The 5,762-nt window shown below is 41.0% G+C and carries 4 protein-coding genes; all 4 read left to right on the top strand.

The window, feature by feature from the left end; translation table 11 throughout:
* The first annotated feature begins 910 nt into the window (after positions 1-910).
* The 4 genes from tig (at position 911) to IQ228_RS19520 (ending at position 5,445) form a co-directional block, all read left to right on the top strand.
* Positions 911-2,308 carry a trigger factor gene (gene tig / locus IQ228_RS19535; protein WP_027404848.1) on the top strand — a complete coding sequence of 466 codons (1,398 nt, stop codon included), beginning with the start codon at positions 911-913 and terminating at the stop codon, positions 2,306-2,308.
* A 155-nt stretch (positions 2,309-2,463) separates the two neighbouring features.
* Positions 2,464-3,141, top strand: coding sequence for an ATP-dependent Clp endopeptidase proteolytic subunit ClpP (clpP, locus tag IQ228_RS19530; RefSeq protein WP_039203649.1), 678 nt, complete (start codon positions 2,464-2,466; stop codon positions 3,139-3,141).
* Positions 3,142-3,171: 30 nt separating this feature from the next.
* Positions 3,172-4,515 (top strand): ATP-dependent protease ATP-binding subunit ClpX, encoded by a 1,344-nt coding sequence (gene clpX, locus IQ228_RS19525; RefSeq protein ID WP_027404851.1) that lies wholly within the window; start codon positions 3,172-3,174, stop codon positions 4,513-4,515.
* 90 nt (positions 4,516-4,605) lie between these two features.
* Positions 4,606-5,445: an alpha/beta fold hydrolase gene (locus IQ228_RS19520; RefSeq protein ID WP_027404852.1), complete on the top strand. Its 840-nt coding sequence runs from the start codon at positions 4,606-4,608 to the stop codon at positions 5,443-5,445.
* Positions 5,446-5,762: the final 317 nt, after the last annotated feature.

Here is a 5,762-nt window from a genome sequence, read left to right as displayed (position 1 = left end):
GGGTTGGGGGTGGGGTTCTTGTACCTCATAACACCAGGAAGTGCTGTATATTGCAGTTAAAATTAATTTATATCGCACTCTACAGCTATGGAAGTCATAGCAAATCAAATTGTCATAAGAATACTCAGTAAGCGGGAAACTCAGTGTCTTCAAACCTGAGAGGGAAGCGACTCGTGCGGTTTTAACCCCCTTAAATATTTTCTCATTACCGCCTTGGAGTTGGCAAATTCGGGGTACTCTTGTGATGTACTTTCAACGGGACAATTACCGATTCAAATTTCCCAACTCTGTACGCATAATGTTTTGCTCCGAAGAGCCTCCCTTTCGGGGTGATGTTAGCCTCGTCAATGTTTTAAGAGCTTTTTAGACTTGCAACACTGTTTCAGTGACTTTAAAACTGTTTAATTGCAAATGACAGAGCAGGGAACTAGCTTCGCATTCCGGGGTGTCGTGACTCAAAAAACGTAGTCAGTGAAGACTTAGACTGGTCAGTACAGTTTGCAATTTCTTACAAGCTCATTCCCTTTAGGGCTGAGTTACTGACACTACATTATCGTATAATATCCCATTATACAGCAAACTGCAAAAAAGAAAACCAAGGGCAATTAACATTTGGGTATTTGCTAGAAGCCCTGCCTGTAAAGTTATGTTACCGGAACTAGGGCTGCTATGTTGAAAGAATATCATAAAGTGTTCAGTCCTTTACTTTTTGCAGTAAAATGGATCTCTGCTGAAAGACATTCACACGCATTTGTGTCTGAATGATATCTATTCAGAATATGATCGTGTTTCGTCAACAGCGAGTGAACTTAGGTCGGGATAACCGATCCTATACCCCGTAGAAGTAAATGTCTAGACTTGTCTAGTATTTAGATAGCAGATTAAAATACCAGAAAAATAGAAACAACGCATGAAAGTTACCCAGGAAAAACTTCCCGCCAGTCAAATTGGTTTACAAATAGAAATTACACCGGAAATTACCAAACAAAAATACGAGCAAGCTATTAGAAAATTAACTAATACCGCAAATATTCCTGGGTTTCGCAAAGGCAAAGTCCCCCGGCAAATATTAATACAACGTATTGGTAATCTTCGCGTCAAAGCAACCGCCCTAGAAGAAATGCTGCAAGAAGGCATTGACCAAGCAATTAAACAAGAAGCAATTAGCGCTCTTGGTCAGCCCCAACTAAGTTCTTCCTTTGATGATTTAATTGTCAATTATGAACCAGGAAAACCCCTGACCTTTACCGCTTCTGTGGATGTCTTCCCAGAAGTCAAGTTAAACCAATACACTGGTTTAGAAGTTAAAGCGGAGGAAATCAAGTATGATCCTACCCAAGTAGATACAGTTATTGAAGCGCAAAGAGAAAAATCAGCAACTTTAGTTCCTGTAGAAGGACGTGCTGCCCAAATTGGTGATATGGCAGTGATTGACTTTAAGGGTGTAATTGCCAAAACTGAAGGGGATGATCCTGACAGTGAACCCAAACCAATTCCCGGTGGAGAAGGAACTGATTTTCAAGTTGAGTTACAAGAAGATAAGTTTATTCCCGGTTTTGTCTTGGGTATAGTGGGCATGAACCCTGGAGAAACCAAAGAAGTATCTGCTCAATTCCCAGATCCTTATGGTAACGAAGAGTTATCTGGTAAAGTAGCTTTGTTTACTATTACCCTTAAAGAAATTAAAACCAAAGAACTACCCGAATTGGACGACGATTTTGCCCAATCAGTCAGCGACTTCGAGACCTTAGAAGAATTGCGGGCATCCTTAGAAGAACGGTATCAAAAAGAAGCCGCAGATAAAACCAAAGAAAATCAGCAAGAAGCGTTAGTCAAAGAACTACTCAACCATGTCGAAATAGATTTGCCGACAACACTGATTGATCAAGAAATTGATGCTATGCTGTCACAGACGGCAATGAAGTTGTCCGAGCAAGGAATAGATGTCAAAAAGCTATTCACCCAAGAAATTATTCCCCAATTACGTGATAGATCCAAGCCTGAAGCTATAGAACGTCTCAAACGGACGCTATCTTTACAAGAAATTGGCAAACGTGAATCTATTGAAGTGGCAACGGTAGAAGTGCAAGCTAGAGTCGCCCTATTGATGGCAGAATATCCTGATCAAGATTTGGATGAAAATAGATTGCGTGGAGTGGTTAAAGAAGAACTTCTAACCAAAAAAATCCTTGATTGGTTGCTAGAACGTTCATCTGTGGAACTAGTAGCGGAAGGTTCTCTAAGTGCGGCGGAACCAGCCGAAAGCACTGAAGCACTTCAGGAAGCAGAAACCAGTAATCCTGAGTAACAGGATAGGTGACAGGTGACAGGTGACAGGTGACAGTAAAGAGGCAAGAGGCACAAGTTCTTTTACTCCTGACTCCTGACTCCTGAATTCTGCCATATAGGGCATAATGGTTAACAGTTCACAATTTCATGCCATTTATTTTTAAATATTCTAGTATGCTTGTATCGCAGTCGGGAAATTACCCAATCAACAGCTTGAGTCCTATTGGTACTAGTGGCAGTTCTAGCAGCCCTAGTAATATTGTGCCAATGGTGGTAGAACAGTCTGGGATGGGAGAAAGGGCATTTGATATCTACTCCCGCTTACTCCGCGAGCGGATTATTTTTTTGGGAACTCCCATAGATGATGTTGTAGCTAATTCTATTGTTGCCCAATTACTTTTTCTCGATTCTGAAGACGCGGAAAAGGATATTCAATTGTACATTAATTCTCCTGGTGGCTCTGTCTACGCGGGTATGGCAATCTATGATACAATTCAACAAATACGTCCCGATGTTGTAACTATCTGTTTTGGGCTGGCAGCGAGCATGGGGGCTTTTTTATTAACATCTGGAACTGCCGGAAAGCGGATGTCTTTACCTGACTCCCGGATTATGATTCACCAACCCCTGGGTGGCGCTCAAGGACAAGCTATTGACATTGAAATTCAAGCGCGAGAAATTCTTTACATTAAGGGCGAATTAAATCAACTAATGGCCAAGCATACTGGTCAACCCTTGGAGAGAATTGAGGCTGATACCGAGCGCGACTTTTTCATGTCAGCAGAAGAGGCGAAGAATTATGGTTTGATCGATCAGGTCATTTCTAGACAAAATCTTCCCACAGCAGGGTAAATCGTCGTCATTCTGAAATAAGAGGCTGATATGTCTAAGTACGACTCCCATTTAAAATGTTCATTTTGTGGCAAGTCTCAAGAGCAGGTACGTAAATTAATCGCAGGTCCGGGAGTCTACATCTGCGATGAGTGCGTTGACTTGTGTAATGAAATCCTCGATGAGGAATTGTTGGATACTAGTGCTGCGGCTGCATCACAACCGGCGCAAAAGTCAGAACCAACTGAAAAACGTCGTACCAGTTCGTCTAATATCTCGTTTAATCAAATCCCTAAACCGAGAGAGATTAAAAATTATTTAGACGAACACGTTATCGGCCAAGATGAAGCCAAAAAGGTGCTATCTGTGGCTGTTTACAACCATTATAAGCGATTGGCTATTCTTCAGTCTAAGGTTAATGCCAAGGCTGGGACAGATGATGCCATCGAACTACAAAAGTCCAATATTTTACTGATTGGACCAACTGGTTGCGGTAAGACTCTATTGGCACAAACTCTGGCGAAAATCCTGGATGTTCCCTTTGCTGTTGCTGATGCTACAACCCTGACGGAAGCTGGGTATGTGGGTGAGGATGTGGAAAATATCCTGTTGCGTCTGTTGCAGGTGGCAGATTTGGATGTGGAGGAGGCTCAACGGGGTATTATCTACATTGATGAAATTGATAAAATCGCCCGGAAGAGTGAAAATCCCTCAATTACCAGAGATGTTTCTGGGGAAGGGGTACAGCAAGCTTTATTGAAAATGTTGGAGGGGACTATTGCTAATGTTCCACCCCAGGGCGGACGTAAGCACCCATATCAAGATTGTATCCAAATTGATACGAGCAATATTTTGTTTGTCTGTGGTGGCGCTTTTGTCGGTTTAGAAAAAGTTGTAGATCAGAGAGTTGGGAAAAAGTCAATTGGCTTTGTGCAACCAGGTGATGTGCAAACTAAGGAAAAACGGGCTGCTGATACCTTACGTCATCTGCAACCAGATGATTTGGTGAAATTTGGCATGATTCCTGAGTTTATTGGTCGGATTCCCATGGTGGCTGTGGTTGATCCTTTGGATGAGGATGCGCTGATGGCAATTCTAACTGAACCACAGAGTGCTTTGGTGAAACAGTACCAAAAACTGCTGAATATGGATAATGTCCAGTTGGATTTTAAACCAGAGGCGTTAAAGGCGATCGCTCAAGAGGCTTATCGGCGCAAAACTGGAGCGCGGGCTTTACGCGGTATTGTGGAAGAGTTGATGCTGGATGTAATGTATGAGTTACCCTCTCGCAAGGATGTGACTCGCTGTACTATTACTAAGGAAATGGTGGAAAAACGTTCTACTGCTGAACTGATAGTACATCCTTCTTCTTTACCTAAACCAGAGTCGGCTTAAAAGTCATTAGTCACTAGTCATTAGTCATTTGGATTTTGACTCTTGACTCTTGATTTTTTAATTTTTAATTCTTAGTTTTTAATTGTGACAATGACTTATATAAATGTTCGGGGTGTAGACCATTATTACGAGTGGATGAAAAAACCATCAAATGTTATGAAACCGGTGATGGTTTTTTTGCATGGTTGGGCTGGTTCAGCGAGATATTGGCAAAGTACGGCTGAGGCTTTATTAGATAATTTTGATTGTTTATTATATGATTTACGGGGTTTTGGTCGTTCTCAATGTCAACCCCAAAATAACGGGAATTTAAGTTATGAATTAACAGAATACGCAGAAGATTTGGCGGTTTTATTAAATGAGTTAAATCTTGATCGTGTTTATGTTAATGCCCATTCTATGGGTGCTTCTATTGCGACTTTATTTTTTAATCGTTATCCCGAAAAAGTTGCCAAGGGAATTTTAACTTGTAGCGGTATTTTTGAATATGATGAAAAAGCTTTTTCTGCTTTTCATAAATTTGGTGGTTATGTGGTGAAATTCCGCCCGCAGTGGTTAAGTAAAATTCCTTTGGCTGACAAAATGTTTATGGCTAGATTTTTACATCGTCCTATTCCTAAAGCGGAAAGTCAGGCTTTTTTAGAAGATTTTGTTAATGCCCATTATGAAGCGGCTTTAGGGACTATCTATACTTCTGTGAGTAAGGAACAAGCGGAAACAATGCCGGAAGAATTTGCAAAATTAACTATACCAACTTTGCTGATTGCTGGGGAACATGACATTATTATTCCAGCTAAATTGGGGAAAACGGCGGCGGCTTTAAGTGATAATGTTCAATTAAATATTATTCCCAATACGGCGCATTTTCCGATGTTGGAAGACTCAGAAACTTATTTAGCAATAGTCAAAGAGTTTTTAAGTTGTTCGTAATTGGTAGAATCAGATCGAATCAGATCCCCGACTTCTCTAAGAAGTCGGGGATCTTTATTTATATGTGTGTTATTTTAGAGTCAGAGAAAGAACAATGTCCTTATTCGCTGGAACAATTGTTAGATATTGATTATTTACCTACAGCAAATTGTCATCAAACCCGGAACAAGAACTCCACCCCCAACCCCCTCCAGTATCAAAAGCTTATCCTTTTCTTCCCCCCGCTGCGGGGGGATTGAGGGAGGTGCGATGAGGGGGCTAAGATGTACCTTATATGATTGGAAATCGCTGTAACTGAGTTAGAGAAATAATTAAAT

The organism is Dolichospermum sp. LEGE 00246 (assembly GCF_015207865.1).
In the GTDB taxonomy this organism is placed as follows: Bacteria; Cyanobacteriota; Cyanobacteriia; order Cyanobacteriales; family Nostocaceae; genus Dolichospermum; species Dolichospermum heterosporum.
Note: the sequence above shows the minus strand (reverse complement) of the source record. Positions and strands in the feature narration are given on the sequence as shown.